This window comes from Marinobacter persicus, from assembly GCF_002934325.1.
In the GTDB taxonomy this organism is placed as follows: Bacteria; Pseudomonadota; Gammaproteobacteria; order Pseudomonadales; family Oleiphilaceae; genus Marinobacter; species Marinobacter persicus_A.
In genome coordinates, this window is sequence record NZ_PTIV01000006.1 from 118783 (window position 1) to 135266 (window position 16484).

Annotated in this window: 14 protein-coding genes; 13 read left to right on the forward strand and 1 reads right to left on the reverse strand. The window is 56.8% G+C overall.

The window, feature by feature from the left end:
- The first annotated feature begins 91 nt into the window (after window positions 1–91).
- The 13 genes from sdhC (at window position 92) to rluB (ending at window position 15271) form a co-directional block, all read left to right on the forward strand.
- Complete coding sequence (gene sdhC, locus BY454_RS05400; RefSeq protein WP_104415699.1) at window positions 92–466, forward strand: succinate dehydrogenase, cytochrome b556 subunit; 375 nt, start codon at window positions 92–94, stop codon at window positions 464–466.
- A complete protein-coding gene (gene sdhD / locus BY454_RS05405) occupies window positions 460–804 on the forward strand; it encodes a succinate dehydrogenase, hydrophobic membrane anchor protein (protein WP_104415698.1) in 345 nt (114 codons plus the stop codon). The genes sdhC and sdhD overlap by 7 nt, the downstream gene beginning before the upstream one ends.
- A gap of 3 nt (window positions 805–807) precedes the next feature.
- Window positions 808–2580, forward strand: a complete 1773-nt coding sequence (sdhA, locus tag BY454_RS05410; RefSeq protein ID WP_104415697.1) for a succinate dehydrogenase flavoprotein subunit — start codon at window positions 808–810, stop codon at window positions 2578–2580.
- A gap of 14 nt (window positions 2581–2594) precedes the next feature.
- Complete coding sequence (locus BY454_RS05415) at window positions 2595–3299, forward strand: succinate dehydrogenase iron-sulfur subunit (RefSeq protein WP_104415696.1); 705 nt, start codon at window positions 2595–2597, stop codon at window positions 3297–3299.
- 298 nt (window positions 3300–3597) lie between these two features.
- Complete coding sequence (locus tag BY454_RS05420; protein ID WP_104415695.1) at window positions 3598–6432, forward strand: 2-oxoglutarate dehydrogenase E1 component; 2835 nt, start codon at window positions 3598–3600, stop codon at window positions 6430–6432.
- Between the two features lie 25 nt (window positions 6433–6457).
- Window positions 6458–7693, forward strand: a complete 1236-nt coding sequence (gene odhB, locus BY454_RS05425; protein ID WP_104415694.1) for a 2-oxoglutarate dehydrogenase complex dihydrolipoyllysine-residue succinyltransferase — start codon at window positions 6458–6460, stop codon at window positions 7691–7693.
- Between the two features lie 35 nt (window positions 7694–7728).
- Window positions 7729–9171, forward strand: a complete 1443-nt coding sequence (lpdA, locus tag BY454_RS05430; protein WP_104415693.1) for a dihydrolipoyl dehydrogenase — start codon at window positions 7729–7731, stop codon at window positions 9169–9171.
- 148 nt (window positions 9172–9319) lie between these two features.
- Complete coding sequence (sucC, locus tag BY454_RS05435; protein ID WP_104415692.1) at window positions 9320–10489, forward strand: ADP-forming succinate--CoA ligase subunit beta; 1170 nt, start codon at window positions 9320–9322, stop codon at window positions 10487–10489.
- Window positions 10486–11358, forward strand: coding sequence for a succinate--CoA ligase subunit alpha (sucD, locus tag BY454_RS05440; RefSeq protein WP_104415691.1), 873 nt, complete (start codon window positions 10486–10488; stop codon window positions 11356–11358). Before sucC ends, sucD begins: the two co-directional genes overlap by 4 nt.
- Before the next feature lie 184 nt (window positions 11359–11542).
- On the forward strand, window positions 11543–12757 hold the full coding sequence (locus BY454_RS05445; RefSeq protein ID WP_104415690.1) for a tryptophan--tRNA ligase: 1215 nt from the start codon (window positions 11543–11545) through the stop codon (window positions 12755–12757).
- 38 nt (window positions 12758–12795) lie between these two features.
- Window positions 12796–13626: a segregation and condensation protein A gene (locus BY454_RS05450; protein ID WP_104415689.1), complete on the forward strand. Its 831-nt coding sequence runs from the start codon at window positions 12796–12798 to the stop codon at window positions 13624–13626.
- 15 nt (window positions 13627–13641) lie between these two features.
- A complete protein-coding gene (gene scpB, locus BY454_RS05455) occupies window positions 13642–14253 on the forward strand; it encodes an SMC-Scp complex subunit ScpB (protein ID WP_104415688.1) in 612 nt (203 codons plus the stop codon).
- Window positions 14254–14290: 37 nt separating this feature from the next.
- Window positions 14291–15271: a 23S rRNA pseudouridine(2605) synthase RluB gene (gene rluB, locus BY454_RS05460; protein ID WP_104415687.1), complete on the forward strand. Its 981-nt coding sequence runs from the start codon at window positions 14291–14293 to the stop codon at window positions 15269–15271.
- A 7-nt stretch (window positions 15272–15278) separates the two neighbouring features.
- Here rluB and BY454_RS05465 read toward each other — a convergent pair whose 3' ends face one another.
- Entirely contained in the window at window positions 15279–16205 is a 927-nt protein-coding gene (locus BY454_RS05465) for a GGDEF domain-containing protein (RefSeq protein WP_104415686.1), read from the reverse strand.
- Window positions 16206–16484: the final 279 nt, after the last annotated feature.

Here is a 16484-nt window from a genome sequence, read left to right on the forward strand (position 1 = left end):
GTCGGTACCGTATCGACAGTTCGAGACAAACATATCAACCATCCGCTGCCTTCATTGGCCCCGCGGTACCAAAAGAGAGTGTGAGAGCGCTGTGAATAGCAAACGACCAGTAAATCTCGATCTCGGCAAGTTCCATTTCCCGTTGCCAGCCATTACGTCGATCCTGCATCGCATCAGCGGCATCATCATCTTTGTTGGTGTTGCCTTCCTGTTGTACGGCCTGGATCTCTCCCTGTCCGGAGAAGATGGCTTCAATCGGGTGAGTGGATTGCTGGACAGCTTCCTTGCCAAGCTGATCATCTGGGGCATTTTGTCTGCTCTGCTTTACCACCTGGTTGCAGGTATCAAGCACCTGCTTATGGACATGGGTATCGGTGAAGAGCTAGAGAGTGGCCGTCTTGCCGCCAAAGCCACCATCGTGGTTTCCGTTATTCTCATCATTCTGGCAGGAGTCTGGGTATGGTAAACAGCGTAACTAACCTCGGGCGCAGTGGCGTTTACGATTGGTTGATCCAGCGAGTGACCGCCTACGCGCTGGCCCTGTACACAGTGTTCATGCTGGGCTTCATGGTCTTCAACGACATTAACTATGAAACCTGGACTGCATTGTTCGGTCAGACCTGGTTCAAGATCTTCAGCCTGTTGGCACTGTTCTCTCTTGGAGCGCACGCGTGGGTAGGTCTGTGGACAGTCACCACCGACTACATCAAGGCCACGCTTCCGCGTTTTCTCGTTCAGGCTGGTTGTGGTCTGGTGATGTTCGTGTACCTGGTCTGGGGCATTCAGATTCTTTGGGGGCTTTAATCGATGGCTAACATCAAAACCATGTCATACGACGCCATTGTTATCGGTGGTGGCGGTGCCGGTATGCGCGCCGCTCTGCAGTTGACCGAAACTGGCGTTAACACCGCGTGTATCACAAAAGTATTTCCGACCCGTTCGCACACCGTATCCGCCCAGGGCGGCATTACCTGTGCGATCGCAAGTGCCGATCCCAATGATGACTGGCGCTGGCACATGTACGACACCGTCAAGGGCTCCGACTACATCGGTGACCAGGACGCGATCGAGTATATGTGTTCCGTAGGTCCCCAGGCTGTGTTTGAGCTTGAGCACATGGGTCTGCCGTTCTCCCGTACCGAGCAGGGCCGTATTTACCAGCGCCCGTTCGGTGGCCAGTCCAAGGGTCCGGACAACCCCACCCAGGCAGCCCGTACCTGTGCAGCCGCTGACCGTACTGGTCACGCACTGCTGCACACCCTGTATCAGGCCAACCTGAAAGGTGGTACCTCGTTCCTGAACGAGTGGTACGCCGTAGACTTGGTCAAGAACGGCAAAGGCGAAGTAGTTGGTGTTGTTGCCATCGAGATTGAGACTGGCGACGTTTGCTACATCAAGTCCAAGGCGACCGTGCTGGCGACTGGCGGTGCTGGCCGTATCTACTCGTCCACCACCAACGCCCTGATCAACACCGGTGATGGCATCGGTATGGCCCTGCGTGCCGGCTTCCCGGTTCAGGACATGGAAATGTGGCAGTTCCACCCAACCGGTATTCACGGTGCGGGTACACTGGTAACCGAAGGTTGTCGGGGTGAGGGCGGTTACCTGATCAACTCCGAAGGCGAGCGCTTCATGGAGCGTTACGCGCCGAACGCCAAAGACCTCGCTGGCCGTGACGTTGTTGCCCGTTCCATGGTTATCGAAATCCTGGAAGGCCGCGGCTGTGGCCCCGACAAGGATCACGTTCTGCTGAAGCTGGACCACCTGGGTGAAGAAACCCTGAACCTGCGTCTGCCGGGCATCTGTGAGCTGTCCCGTACGTTCGCACACGTGGATCCGGTAAAAGAGCCGATTCCGGTTGTTCCGACCTGTCACTACATGATGGGCGGTATTCCGACCAACGTTGGCGGTCAGGCCCTGACTCAGGATGAAAACGGCAACGACCAGCCGATCCCGGGTCTGTTCGCTTGCGGTGAGGCCGCTTGTGTATCTGTACACGGTGCTAACCGTCTGGGCGGTAACTCCCTGCTGGACCTGGTGGTCTTCGGTCGTGCGGCTGGCCTGCACATTGAAGAGCAGCTGCGTGGCGGCTTCGAGGTGGATGAAGCTTCTGAAGAGGATATCAAGAACGCCATGGCCCGTCTGGATCGCCTGAACGGCACTGCCGAAGGCGAAAGCGTTGCCGAGGTTCGTAAGGACCTGCAGGCGTGCATGCAGCTTTACTTCGGTGTATTCCGTGACGGCAAGAGCATGGAAGAAGGCTTGAAGAAGCTGGAAGCCATTGGTGAGCGTGTTCGCAACACCAAGCTGGCAGACACCAGCAGCGCCTTCAACACTGCCCGTATCGAGGCTCTGGAGCTTGATAACCTTTACGAAGTGGCCATGGCAACTGCCATCTCCGCTGCTGAGCGTAAAGAAAGCCGTGGTGCTCACGCCCGTAACGACTTCACCGAGCGTGATGACGAGAACTGGCTGAAGCACTCCATGTACTTCCCGCTCGACAAGCGTGTTGGCAAGCGTGATGTAAACTTCGCGCCGAAAACCGTGCCGACGTTCGAGCCGAAAGTCCGGACTTATTAAGGGGGATATAGAACATGTTGGTAAGTCTGTATCGCTATAACCCGGAAACTGATAACGCCCCTTACATGCAGGACGTAGAGGTAGATATTCCGGAAGGCAAGGATTTGATGGTTCTTGATGTGCTGAACCTCATCAAGGAGAAGGATCCTTCAATGGCCTATCGTCGTTCCTGCCGTGAGGGTGTTTGCGGCTCTGACGGTATGAACATGAATGGCAAAAACGGCCTGGCGTGCATTACGCCGGTTTCCGAAGTGGCCAAGAACAACAAGATTGTTCTGCGTCCGCTGCCTGGCCTGCCGGTCATTCGTGACCTGGTGGTAGACATGAATCTGTTCTACCAGCAGTACGAGAAGGTGACGCCGTACCTGATCAACAACACACCGGATCCCGCGATCGAACGACTGCAGTCTCCGGAAGATCGGGAAAAGCTGGACGGTCTGTACGAGTGTATTCTCTGTGCCTGCTGTTCCACTTCCTGTCCGTCCTTCTGGTGGAATCCGGACAAGTTCATTGGTCCGGCCGGCCTGCTTCAGGCCTACCGCTTCCTGGCGGATAGCCGTGACACCGCTCAGGCGGAGCGTCTGGCAGATCTTGACGATCCGTTCAGCGTGTTCCGTTGCCGTGGTATCATGAACTGCGTGAGCGTTTGTCCGAAAGGGCTTAACCCGACACGCGCCATCGGTCATATCCGTAACCTGCTGTTGCAGCGCGCAACCTGACCGATACCCTCGCTGGTGGATAGTGCCAGCAGGACCCCCTTTGAAGGCCTCGCTTTATGCGGGGCCTTCAACCAATGGCTTATAGGCAAAGGTATGATGGGGGTGCAGAATCCAATTTGCTGCCCGTAGGTCGACCAGACCCCGGGCGGTGTCGCTGATAAAAAAAATCATGGGGACGGAACACTTCCTTGTCAGGAACGGTGGTTCAAGTCATGCCGTAATAACCCGTATTGACTCTTATTCGCCACCGGCCGAACATGCCGACTCCCCCGCACCAGCCCAAGGTGAGCTATTCAAAATGCACGAAAGCATCATGGAGCAGTTATGGCAGACCTCCCATTTGCAGGGTGGGAATCTGACCTACGTTGAACAGCTTTTTGAAACCTACCTGACAGACCCGAACGCAATTCCTGAAGAGTGGCGCAGCTACTTTGACCAGCTTCCCAGTGTAGAGGGTGGAGCCGGTCGTGACGTCGACCATTCTGTTATTCGGGAACAGTTCGAGCACATTGCCCGCAATCAACGCTTCCTGAGCGGTGGTGTACCGGCTAACGCCACGTCGTCTGCGGACAAAAAGCAGATTCGTGTCCTTCAGTTGATCAACGCCTTCCGTTTCCGGGGCCACCAGGAGTCCAAGCTGGATCCCCTGGGCGTCTGGCAGCGCAAGCCGGTTGAAGACCTGGATCCACGTTTCCACGAGCTCGGCGACTCCGACATGGATCTGGAGTTCCAGACCGGTTCCCTGAACTTCGGTTCCGAAAGCATGAAGCTCGGCGACATCGTTAAAGGTCTGCGTAAGACCTATTGCGAAAGTATTGGCGCCGAGTATATGCACGTGGTGGATACCCGCATCAAGCGCTGGTTCCAGCAGCGTATGGAGCCGGTTCGGTCACGTCCGGAATACGAAGTCGAAACCCGCAAGCATATTCTGGAGCGGCTGGTTGCGGCCGAAGGGCTCGAGAAGTATCTCGGTTCCCGCTACCCGGGCGTTAAGCGCTTTGGTCTCGAGGGCGGTGAGAGTCTGATTCCGTGCCTGGATGAGCTGATTCAGCGTGCCGGTTCCTATGGCGCGAAAGAAATCGTTCTGGGTATGGCCCACCGTGGTCGCCTGAACGTGTTGGTAAACACCCTCGGCAAGAACCCGAGAGAGTTGTTTGACGAATTCGAAGGCAAGAAGCTGGCCGATTTCGGCTCCGGTGATGTGAAATACCATCAGGGCTTCTCGTCCAACGTTATGACACCGGGTGGTGAAGTGCACCTGGCCATGGCGTTTAACCCGTCCCACCTTGAGATCGTGTCTCCGGTGGTTGAGGGCTCTGTGCGTGCCCGCCAGGATCGTCGTGGCGATACCGTTGGCGATCAGGTTGTGCCTATTGTGATGCACGGTGATGCGGCGTTTGCTGGCCAGGGCGTGGTCATGGAAACCTTCCAAGGCTCCGAGACCCGTGGTTTTGGCATCGGTGGCACCATTCACATCGTCATCAACAACCAGGTTGGCTTCACCACGCACAAGAAAGAAGATGCGCGTTCCACCGAATACTGCACCGACGTTGCCAAGATGGTGCAGGCGCCGATTCTGCACGTGAATGCCGACGATCCCGAAGCGGTCATGTTCGTTACCCGCATGGCAATGGACTACCGCAAGGAATTCCATCGTGACATCGTGATTGATCTGGTTTGTTACCGTCGTCGTGGCCACAACGAAGCCGACGAGCCGGCAGCAACCCAGCCGCTGATGTACGACAAGATTCGTAAGCTCAAGAGTACCCGTGTCCAGTATGCGGACCGACTCGTTGCCGAAGGTGTGATCACCGAGGAAGAGTCCAAGCAGATGGAGAACGAGTACCGGGATGCGCTGGATAACGGCGAACATGTTGCCAAGTCCCTGGTCAAAGAGCCCAACACCGATCTCTACGTAGACTGGACTCCGTACCTGGGCCATGAGTGGACCGCCAAGTGCGAAACCAGTGTGCCGCTTAAAACCATCCAAGAACTGGGCAAGAAAATTACCCAGTTGCCCGAAGGGTTCAGCATTCAGCGTCAGGTTTCCAAGATCATCAAGGATCGGGAAAAAATGACCGCAGGTGCCCTGGCCCTTAACTGGGGTTACGGCGAGATGATGGCCTATGCCACCCTGCTGAACGAAGGGCACCCGGTGCGCATCACTGGCCAGGACGTTGGCCGTGGCACCTTCTCCCATCGTCATGCCGTGTTGCATAACCAGAAAGATGGTTCCACTCACATTACGCTGAAAGAACTGGCTGAAGACCAGCCCCGCTTCGACATTTACGACTCTTACCTGTCGGAAGAGGCGGTGATGGCGTTTGAGTACGGCTATGCCAGTACCTCGCCCAATAGCCTGGTGGTCTGGGAAGCGCAGTTCGGTGATTTTGCCAACGGTGCCCAGGTTGTGATTGACCAGTTCCTGACCAGCGGCGAGCATAAGTGGGGTCGCCTGTGTGGCCTGACTCTGCTGCTGCCCCACGGTTACGAAGGGCAGGGCCCGGAACACAGTTCCGCGCGTCTGGAGCGTTACCTGCAGCTGTGTGCCCAGCACAACATCCAGGTATGCGTGCCTTCAACTCCGTCGCAGGTATTCCACATGCTGCGTCGTCAGGCCAAGCGTCCGCTGCGTAAGCCGTTGATCGCCATTACGCCGAAGAGCCTGCTGCGTCATAAGGAAGCAGTGTCGGATCTGGACGATCTGACCACCGGCACTTTCAAAACCGTACTGCCGGAGAAAGAACCGTCTGATCCGAGCAAGGTAACCCGACTGATCCTGTGTGCCGGCAAGGTATACTTTGATCTGTTGGAGAAGAAGAAGGCCGACGAGCGTGATGATGTTGCCATTGTCCGTATCGAGCAGCTGTATCCGTTCCCGGAAGACGATCTGGATGAGCTGATGAGCCAGTACACCAACCTCGAGAACGTGGTTTGGTGTCAGGAAGAGCCGATGAACCAGGGCGCCTGGTACTGCAGCCAGCACCATATGCACCATTCGCTGCATCGCCATGATCCCAAGCTGAAACTTCAGTACGCCGGTCGTGCTCCCTCGGCTGCCCCGGCCTGTGGTCACATGTCTGTTCACATTGAAGAGCAGAAGCAGCTGATTAACGACGCGTTTGAAATCTGACGAGCTACCGAATTAAGGATTTGTAATGTCAATCGAGATTAAAGCCCCCGTTTTCCCTGAGTCGGTTGCCGAAGGCACCGTCGCGACCTGGCACAAGCAGCCGGGCGAGGCCTGTTCACGTGATGAGCTGATCGTGGACATTGAAACTGACAAGGTTGTCCTGGAAGTTGTCGCGCCGGCCGACGGCGTGATCGAAGAGATCATCAAGAACGAAGACGACGTCGTTGAAAGCGGCGAGGTGATCGGCAAGTTCAAGGAAGGCGCAGCAGGCGAGTCCAAGCCAGCCGAGGGCAAAGCTGAAGAGAAGTCTGAGGAGAAGGCCGAAGCGCCGAAGGAAGAGGCTTCACAGGCTGCTTCCGGCGATGCCATCCTGAGCCCGGCGGCTCGCAAGCTGGCTGAAGAGAACGACGTAGATCCGAGCGCCGTGAAAGGCAGCGGCAAAGACGGTCGTGTCACCAAGGAAGACGTACAGAACTACGTTGACAACAAGCCTGCCGCTGGTAGTGCCCCGGCCGCCAAGCCGGCTGCGGACATGCCGGAAGTCAACGTTGCCCAGGGCGAGCGTCCTGAGAAGCGTGTTCCGATGACCCGTCTGCGTGCCAGCATTGCCAAGCGTCTGGTGGATGCTCAGCAAACCGCCGCCATGCTGACCACGTTCAACGAAGTCAACATGAAGCCGGTCATGGAGCTGCGCAAGGAGTACAAGGAAGCCTTTGAGAAGCGCCACGGCGTTAAGCTTGGCTTCATGTCGTTCTTCGCCAAAGCCGCGACCGAAGCGCTCAAGCGTTTCCCGGCGGTGAACGCTTCCATCGATGGCAACGACATGGTTTATCACGGTTACCAGGACATCGGCGTGGCCGTTTCCACTGACCGTGGCCTGGTTGTTCCGGTTCTGCGTGATACCGATTCCATGGGTCTGGCCGACATCGAGAAGACCATCATCGATTACGGCACCAAGGCGAAGCAGGGCAAGCTGGGCATTGAAGACATGACCGGCGGTACCTTTACCATCACCAACGGTGGTATTTTCGGTTCCCTGATCTCCACTCCTATCCTGAATCCGCCGCAGACTGCGATCCTGGGCATGCACAAGATCCAGGAGCGCCCAATGGCGGTGAACGGTCAGGTGGAAGTTCTGCCGATGATGTACCTGGCGCTGTCATACGATCACCGTATGATCGACGGTAAAGAAGCGGTACAGTTCCTGGTTGCAATCAAGGAAATGCTCGAAGATCCGGCGCGTATCCTGCTGGACGTATAAACCGACATTCAACGAATCAGAGAACAGGATAAATTATGTCTGACAAATTTGACGTTATCGTCATCGGCGCCGGCCCCGGTGGCTACGTGGCAGCGATCAAAGCTGCCCAGCAGGGCCTGAAAACCGCTTGTGTAGAGTCCTGGACCAGCAAAGATGGCAAAAGCCAGGTGCTGGGCGGTACTTGCCTGAACGTGGGTTGTATCCCATCCAAGGCGCTGCTGGAGGTGACTCACAAGTTTGAGGAAACCAGCCACGACTACGAGTCCATGGGCATTATGGCGAAAGATGTTGAAATCAACGTCGCCAAGATGCAGGAGCGCAAGGCTGGCATCGTCAAGCAGCTGACCGGCGGCATCGCCGGTCTGTTCAAGGCCAACGGCGTTACTTCCATTCACGGCCACGGCAAGCTGCTGGCTGGTCGCAAGGTTGAAGTTACCGACAAAGACGGTAATACCAAGACCTACGAAGCAGAAAACGTCATCATCGCGACCGGTTCCAAGCCGATCGAGATTCCGCCGGCTCCGTTTGACGGCGAACACATCGTCGATTCCGAAGGCGCTCTGGAGTTTGATGAAGTGCCGAAGCGCCTTGGTGTGATTGGTGCTGGCGTGATTGGTCTGGAGCTGGGCAGTGTGTGGGCTCGTCTGGGCGCCGAAGTGACTGTGATCGAAGCTCAGGACAAGTTCCTGCCTGTGGTTGATCAGCAGATCGCCAAAGATGCCAAGAAGCAGTTCGAGAAGCAGGGTCTGGATATCGTTCTGGGCGCTCGCATGACCGGCGCGGAAGTAAAAGACAAGCAGGTCAACGTGACCTACGAAGATGCCAATGGCAAGCAGGAAGTCCAGTTTGACAAGCTGATCGTCGCGGTTGGTCGTCGTCCTTATACCGATGGCGCCATTGCTGAAGATTCCGGCGTTAAGCTGGATGAGCGTGGCTTCATCTTTGTTGACGACACCTGTAAGACCGAAGCGCCTGGCGTTTGGGCCATCGGTGACGTGGTTCGTGGCCCAATGCTGGCTCATAAAGCGTCTGAGGAAGGCGTAATGGTGGCTGAGCGTATCGCCGGTCACAAGCCGCAGGTTAACTACGACTGCATTCCGAACGTAATCTACACCGCTCCGGAAGTGGCCTGGGTCGGTAAGACCGAGGAAGAGCTGAAGGCCGAAGGTGAAGCGTACAACGTGGGTACCTTCCCGTTCGCGGCAAACGGTCGTGCCATGGCTGCTAACGCAACCGCTGGCCTGGTTAAGATCATTGCTGACGCCAAGACGGATCGTATCCTGGGTATGCACATGGTAGGCCCGCAGGCCTCTGAAATTGTGGCCCAGGGGGTGATTGCCATGGAATTCGGCTCAAGCGCCGAAGACCTGGCACTGACCTGCTTTGCACACCCGACCATTTCGGAGTCTGTGCACGAGGCAGCGCTGGCTGTCAGCGGCGGGGCGATACACATCGCCAATCGGCGCAAGAAGAAGTAAGCGGGTTAGCAACGGGGCGCATCAAGCGCCCCGTTGTCGTTTGGGGGGGGGCGAAGAATTGGCCAGCTCCTTGAGCTTATGCATTTTGACCTCTAAATTGTCAGTTCCAGACAGGGTTTTCCTCTAGTAATAAAAACGGGACAAAACTATGAATTTGCACGAATATCAGGGCAAGCATCTTTTTGCGAAGTATGGCTTGCCGGTATCCCAGGGCGTTGCCTGCGATACCCCGAAAGAAGCGGTGGAGGCCGTCAGCGAAATCGGCGGTGATAGCTGGGTAGTGAAGGCCCAGGTGCACGCAGGTGGTCGTGGTAAGGCCGGCGGCGTCAAGGTAGTCAAGAGCAAAGAGGAAATCCGGGAGTTTGCCGAGCAGTGGCTGGGCCAGCGGTTGGTTACCTATCAGACGGATGCCAATGGGCAGCCGGTCAGCAAGATCCTGGTGGAAGCCCTGACCGATATTGACCAGGAGTTGTATCTGGGCGCCGTCGTGGACCGGGGCAGTCGCCGTATCGTATTCATGGCATCCACGGAAGGCGGTGTTGAGATTGAAAAGGTGGCCGAAGAAACGCCGGAGAAAATCCTGAAGGCGGAAATCGACCCCCTGGTTGGCGCCCAGCCATATCAGGGCCGCGAACTGGCGTTCAAGCTCGGGCTTGAAGGTAAGCAGATTGGTCAGTTCGCCAAGATCTTTGTTGGTCTGGCCAAACTGTTCGAAGATTGTGATCTGGCGTTGGTGGAGATTAACCCGCTCGTCATCACCAAGCAGGGCGATCTGCTTTGCCTGGATGCAAAAGTGGGTGTGGACAGCAATGCCCTGTATCGCCAGAAGAAAATCCACGAGATGCACGACCCTTCCCAGGAAGACTCCCGCGAGGCGGAGGCAGCCAAATGGGAACTCAACTATGTCGCGCTCGATGGCAATATAGGCTGCATGGTAAACGGTGCTGGCCTGGCCATGGGCACCATGGACATTATCAAGTTGTCCGGTGGCCAGCCGGCCAACTTCCTTGATGTGGGCGGTGGCGCCACCAAAGAGCGGGTATCAGAAGCCTTTAAGATCATCCTGTCTGATGACAACGTCCAGGCCGTACTGGTCAATATCTTTGGTGGCATCGTGCGCTGCGACATGATTGCCGAAGGCATTATTGGCGCGGTGAAGGAGGTGGGCGTTAAAGTGCCTGTTGTGGTCCGGCTGGAAGGTAACAATGCCGAAAAGGGTACCCAGGTACTCGCAGATAGTGGTTTGAACATTATAGCCGCTACCAGTCTGTCCGATGCCGCACAGCAAGTCGTTAAGGCCGCAGGGGGTAAGTCATGAGCATCCTGATCAACAAAGACACCAAAGTAATCTGTCAGGGTTTCACCGGCGCGCAGGGTACCTTCCACTCCGAGCAGGCCATTGACTACGGCACTCAGATGGTCGGCGGTGTTAGCCCGGGCAAGGGTGGCACTGAACACCTTGGCCTGCCGGTATTCAACACCGTACGTGAAGCGGTTGAGCAGACCGGTGCGGATGCAAGCGTTATTTATGTGCCAGCCCCATTCTGTAAGGATGCCATCATTGAGGCTGCGGATGCGGGTATTCAGTTGATCATCTGCATTACCGAAGGGATTCCGACCATCGACATGCTTTACGCCAAGGAGTACGTGGATCGTAAGGGCGTGCGTATGATCGGTCCGAACTGTCCCGGTGTCATTACTCCCGATGAGAGCAAGATCGGCATCATGCCGGGCCATATCCACAAGAAAGGCCGGGTGGGTATTGTCTCGCGGTCAGGCACTCTCACGTACGAAGCCGTCAAGCAGACCACCGACTTTGGCTTCGGACAGTCCACCTGCGTCGGCATTGGCGGGGACCCGATTCCCGGCTCCAACTTCATCGATATTCTGACCCTGTTGCAGGATGACCCGGGAACCGAAGCCATCGTCATGATCGGTGAAATCGGTGGCACGGCCGAGGAGGAAGCTGCGGCGTTTATCAAGGACAACGTCACTAAACCGGTGGTGGCATACATCGCGGGTGTAACGGCGCCCCCGGGCAAACGGATGGGCCATGCTGGCGCCATCATTTCCGGCGGCAAGGGCACGGCGGACGACAAGTTTGCTGCTCTGGAAGACGCTGGCGTGAAAACCGTACGCAGCCTGGCTGAGATCGGTGACGCGCTCAAGGCTGTCACCGGCTGGTAAGCCGGAGAGCTCAGTAAAGCCCCCGGGTCCTGATGGATTCGGGGGTTTTTCGTTTCAGGGCGGTGTTTTCGGGTATTTGGCTTAACGCGGGCGGGCGTTCAGACTATAATGCCCGGTCAGCCTGCGTACAGAGCGCCCGAGCGCCGCGTAGGTTAACGACAAACAGCAAGAAGGAGTTCGTGCTTTGAGTTCTGTAGATTCCCAGCAACGGGTTTTGTCCGGCATGCGTCCGACCGGCAAGCTTCACCTCGGCCACTACCACGGGGTGCTGAAAAACTGGGTGAAACTCCAGCACGAGTATGAGTGCTTCTTCTTCATCGCGGACTGGCACGCATTGACCACGCAATACGATGACCCTTCAGGCATCGAACAAAGCGTGTGGGACATGGCGATCGATTGGTTGGCGGCCGGTGTTAATCCAGGCTCGGCGACCATGTTTATCCAGTCCCAGGTTCCCGAACATGCGGAGCTGCATTTGCTCTTGTCCATGATCACGCCCCTGGGATGGCTGGAGCGGATCCCCACCTACAAGGACCAGCAGGAAAAGCTGCGTGAAAAAGACCTCGCGACCTATGGCTTTCTGGGCTATCCGCTGCTGCAGACCGCCGATATTCTGATGTATCGGGCTGGCAAGGTGCCGGTGGGCGCCGATCAGGTCTCACACGTGGAAATTACCCGGGAAATTGCTCGTCGTTTCAATCACATTTACGGTCGCGAAATCGGCTTTGAAGAGCAGGCGGAAGCGGCCATAGTGAAAATGGGCAAGAAAAACGCCAAGCTGTATCGCAACCTGAAAAAGCGGTATCAGGAAGAGGGCAACATGGAAGCTCTGGAAACCGCCCGGGCATTGCTGAAAGAGCAGCAGAATATCTCCCTGGGTGACCGGGAGCGCCTGTACGGATACATTGAAGGCGGCGGCAAGGTGATCCTGCCGGAACCTCAGCCACTGCTGACACCGGAATCCAAGATGCCGGGGCTGGACGGACAGAAAATGTCCAAGTCCTATCATAATTACATCGGTTTGCGGGAAGAGCCGGACAGCGTCAACCAGAAAATCCGGACCATGCAGACCGATCCCCAGCGAGTGCGCCGGACCGATCCGGGCGAGCCGGAAAAATGTCCGGTGTGGGGGCTGCATAAAGTCTATTCGGACGAGGCGACCTGTGAATGGGTGCAGCAGGGCTGTCGCAGCGCCGGTATTGGCTGCCTCGACTGCAAGAAACCGCTGATTGATGCGGTGATTGAAGAGCAGAAACCCCTGCGTAGTCGCGCTATCGAATACGAAAACAACCCGGATCTGGTGCGCTCGATCCTTCAGGAAGGCCGTGACCAGGCCAGTGATGCAGCCCGGGATACACTGGAAGAAGTTCGTGCCGCAATGGGCCTGAGCTACCGCTGAGGTGCGGCCTGGCCACGCTGGGATAACCGGGAGAGGGCATGACTGACGAGACCACCGACGTGACAGCAGAGGCACCGGAAGCCGGTGGTGAGCATGAGCCGCTGGCCCTGGTCTCGGGAAAGCCGGTGGTCGATCTGCCCAAGGACCTCTATATTCCACCCGACGCACTGGCGGTCTTCCTTGAATCCTTCGAGGGGCCGCTGGATCTTCTGCTGTACCTGATTCGTCGCCAGAACATGAACATTCTGGATATTGACGTCAGTGAAATTACCCGCCAATACATGGATTACATCAGCGCTGTGGAAGCCATGCGCTTTGAATTGGCGGCCGAGTATCTGGTGATGGCGGCCACGCTGGCAGAGATCAAATCCCGAATGCTGCTGCCCCGGCAGGAGAGCGAGGATGAAGAGGAAATTGACCCCAGGGCGGAACTGATTCGGCGCCTGCAACAATACGAGCGCTTCAAGCAGGCCGCCGAAGATATTGACGAGCTGCCCCGCATGGATCGGGATACCTTCCACGGTTCGGCGGCCCTGCCCAAACTGCCCACCTCTCAGCCGCACCCGGATGTGGATATGAAGGAACTGCTGCTGGCATTGCAGGGCGTGCTGCAGCGGGCAGACCTGTTCACCAGCCACCACGTCGAACGGGAAAAGCTGTCGACCCGGGAGCGAATGTCGCACATCCTGTCGGTTTTACAGGGCGACCATTTTGTCAGTTTTGAGAGCCTGTTTACCCCGGAAGAAGGGCGTCTGGGAGTGGTGGTCAGCTTTTTGGCCACTCTTGAGCTGATCAAGGAACAACTCATCGAAATTGTGCAGGCGGATGTCCTGGGCCCGATCCATGTGCGCGCCCGGGCCGCCAACTGACAACGGGACTGGATTATGAACGAAGAACATCTGGCCAGACTCCAGGCAATTGTAGAGGCGGCATTATTGGCCGCAGGCAAGCCTTTGTCGGTGGATCAGCTTCGTGGGTTATTTTCCGAGGAGGAGCGGCCGGCCCGTCAGGTGATGGAGCACGTGCTGACCATGCTGGAAAAATCCTGCGAGGGACGGGGCTTTGAGCTGAAGAATGTGGCCAGCGGTTACCGCTTGCAGGTTCGACAGGAGTTTGCGCCCTGGATTCGTCGCCTGTTCGAGGAAAAGCCCCAACGCTATTCCCGGGCCTTGCTCGAAACCCTCGCTTTGATCGCCTACCGTCAACCCATCACCCGGGGGGAGATTGAAGAAATTCGCGGTGTCACGGTAAGCAGCAATATCATTCGCACCCTGGCTGAGCGAGAGTGGGTGCGGGTGGTGGGCCACCGGGATGTGCCCGGACGGCCGGCCATGTACGCCACCACCCGCCAGTTTCTTGACTATTTCAACCTGACCGGCCTGGACGAGTTGCCTCCTTTGTCCGAAATCCGGGACCTGGAAGAGATCGGTCGGGAAATGGAAGAAAACATGCAGGGGGAAATCGAGTTTGATTCCTCCGAGCAGACATTTCACTGAACATTCAACGCAGAAAACAGCAACAAGGATTTTAAAAATGACGGCAACCGGCCCCGGAAAACGACGCTCCGGAAAGAACGGCAAACGCCCAGACACCTCGGCGCCCGCCGGTCCGGAACGTATCCAGAAATTGCTGGCTCGGGCCGGCGTTGGTTCGCGCCGTGAAATTGAGAGTTGGATGACGGCCGGGCGGTTATTGGTGAACGGTGAAGTACCGTCACCGGGCCAGAAGGCCACCTCTGCTGATCGGTTTGAGCTCGACGGTAAGGTGCTTGATACCAGCTCGGTTGATGAAGTGGTCCGCCGGGTGCTGATCTACAACAAGCCGGAAGGTGAAGTGACCAGCCGAAAAGACCCCGAAGGTCGGCCTACCGTGTTCGATCGCCTGCCCCGCCTGAAAGACCAGCGCTGGATTGCCATTGGTCGTCTGGACATCAATACCACCGGCCTGGTCCTGTTCACCACGGACGGGGAGCTGGCCAACCGGCTCATGCATCCGTCCAATGAGATTGATCGCGAGTACGCCGTGCGGGTCTTTGGTGACGTAGACGAGGCCATGATCCAGCGCCTGCTGGATGGTGTGTTGCTTGAAGACGGCAAGGCCAATTTCTCAGACATTAGCCCGGCTGGTGGCAAGGGTATGAACCAGTGGTTTCACGTTACCCTGATGGAAGGACGTAACCGCGAAGTGCGTCGTTTGTGGGAATCCCAGGGTGTGCGTGTCAGCCGATTGAAACGGGTCCGCTATGGGCCTATTTTCCTGCCCAGCCGGTTAACCCTGGGCAAATGGGAAGAGCTGGATCAGAAAGCAGTGGATACGCTTAGTCGCGCTGTGGGACTGGAGCCGGTGGCTATTCCCCAGAAAACGCCGGGAGAACAGGCGGTTCATGATCGCCAGCGCCGGAAAAGCCCTGGTAAATCCCCCAAGAAGTCCGGTAGGGCGAGCTGGCAGGTGAGTGATAGTCGCCCAGCCAACAAAAAAACGGCCCCCAAAAAGCCAGTCCAGGGCCGGCGTTAAGTCGGCCTCATGCAATAGTGGCAAAGACTCGGGTGCAGTTCCGGCCATGGGCTTTGGCGCGATAGAGCGCTTCATCTGCTCGGGCCACCCAGTGTTCATGGTCCTCACCATTTAAATAGGTGGCCACTCCACAGCTGGTGCTGACGCATACGCGTTCATCACCGGCATCTACGTGCATGGTGCCCACTGCCAGGCGGATTCTCTCAGCAACGTCTCGGGCGGCCTGTTCTCCGGTATGGGGGAGCAATACCGCGAACTCTTCGCCGCCGAACCGGTAAACGTTGTCCGAGGTGCGCAGGGAACGTTCAATCTGCTCAGCGGCTCGAGCCAGGATATGATCGCCAACCACGTGCCCGTGGTTGTCGTTGATCTGCTTGAAGTAATCCAGATCGCAAAGTATCAGGCTCCAGGGGGCGCCGTGGCGTTCGGCCAGTGAGCTGGCGCCTATCAGTGCCTCCTCCATGGCTCGTTTGTTACCGATCCCGGTCAATGAATCGGTGAGGGCTGCCTGTTCAATCTCCACAAACCGGCAGGCATTGCGGAGTGGGCAGATGACGGTGGCGATCAGCATCTCGAACCCAGCCAACTCTTCCTCGGAAAATTTTTGCCGGCGGTGAAAGCTGAGGGTGCCATACTGCCGACCCTCGAGCGTCAAACGGTATTCACACCGATGGGGGCCGCCCACGCCCGTGGCAAAAACAAACTCTCGCCGGGCGATGCGGTGCCGATAGTTCATGGCATCGAAAGGAATAATTGCGGCGACTTCTTCTGCCAGGATCCCCAGTTGTGTTTCCAGGCACAGCGTGGTCGACAATCGCTTGGACAGGCGGGTGAGGGTGTCTTGCGCGGCACCCCACTCCTGAAAGGATTGCTTCAAGGCCGCGAGGCGGACGGGATGTGACGTTGAGGACTGAATGGATGTCAGATTTTTCACAACGGCTCACTCTGTTGCAGAAGAATTAATGTATGTTTTCGTATAAGCAGAAGTGATGCCAGCTTTTAAAAAGTCATATAGTACAGTTGCTTGCGGTTAACTATTGAAGTCTTTTTCGAAAGATTCAGTGGTGTGACCACAAAAACGTCATTTTTCCGGCAGGCCTTTGCCGCCTGAACATCCGAGGGAGGAAATGCTGGGGTAAAGCCACGGCTGTGGTAAACTTCGGCGCCTGATCAGATTCATTCAGGCAAGGTGATAAAGGGATGGCAACAACGG